This is a genomic window from Citromicrobium sp. JLT1363 (assembly GCF_000186705.1).
GTDB lineage: Bacteria > Pseudomonadota > Alphaproteobacteria > Sphingomonadales > Sphingomonadaceae > Alteriqipengyuania.
In genome coordinates this window covers 1-1,006 of record NZ_AEUE01000012.1, presented here as the reverse complement: position 1 = coordinate 1,006, position 1,006 = coordinate 1, and the positions used below count along the sequence as shown (strand labels likewise).

Below are 1,006 nucleotides of genomic sequence, written 5' to 3'. Positions count from 1 at the left end.
CGATTTGTCCGAACGTTCCCAACGTATACCCTTGTCAGACATTTTCTTTTCTATCGTATCAACGTCGCTTTCGCGCACGTCCCTAATTTGGTTATCGGCGGGGCCGGGCTGCGGTTGCTTCGTAATCCAGCCCGAACCAAGCAACGAAATTTCGCGGTCGCGTATTCCTTCCGCAACCTTCGGTGCCGACATTTTCAAACCTTGGTTCGTGCCGATTTGTTCGGTTCCATACCATTCCGCGAATTGAACAAGCGTGCCGCGCGGCGGGCACCACGTAGACCCGTCGGGCAATTCAACTTCTTCGCCGTTGGCTTCGGCGAACCAACCGACGCTAAACGGGTGACTACTGCCCCAATCAAATGCGCGGTCAATGTGCCAGCCTTCGGGAATAGGAAAGCGCGAAATAATGTGCGTGTCGCGCGACCAAAGGTCGTCAAAGGCACCGCCTGCGTTCACGTCCCAAGACCCTTTAAGCCATGCTTCGCGCAAGTTCGGGTCTTTGATTTGTTCAAGTTCGGCGACGTATTCAGGCGGCAAGTAAANGTTTTCGCGGTAGCTACCGAAAATGGCTACCTGCGTTTTAACAACAACTTCGTCGCGTTGTGTTTGCGGGTTAAACACCGGGATTTCTTTGCGCACGACTTCGCCGTTTTTGGCGCACGTAATGAACCGCAGCTTAACCCAATTGTGCCCGGCCCGTTTGGGTTCGTAGTGCTGAATACTTCAAGCGGTATTGGCGGCAACGGTTTGCCGTTCGGCGTGTCGTATAGTGGTTCGCCGTGGTCGTCTTCCAAGGGCGGGCCGCCGTTATGCCCCATTTTTCGCGGCGTATCCCGCTTCGGGCTAAACGACGAACGGTTAGTAGACATTAACTTGTCGTATAGTTCCGACGTAGGATACTTGGTTAATTCGTTCCAGCCAATAAACGGGTATTCGTGACCGTGGAAGTTGTCGTAATCGGTCGCTTTCTTAGCGTGCCTAAAAAGCAATTCTTCGCCCGTAGGCC

Annotated in this window: 1 protein-coding gene; it reads right to left on the bottom strand. The window is 53.4% G+C overall.

What is annotated here, in order from left to right; all coding sequences use genetic code 11:
- Window positions 1-569: 569 nt before the first annotated feature.
- The coding region (locus tag ADAD_RS17275; RefSeq protein ID WP_237700848.1) for a hypothetical protein at window positions 570-1,006 on the bottom strand (437 nt) is incomplete at its 5' end.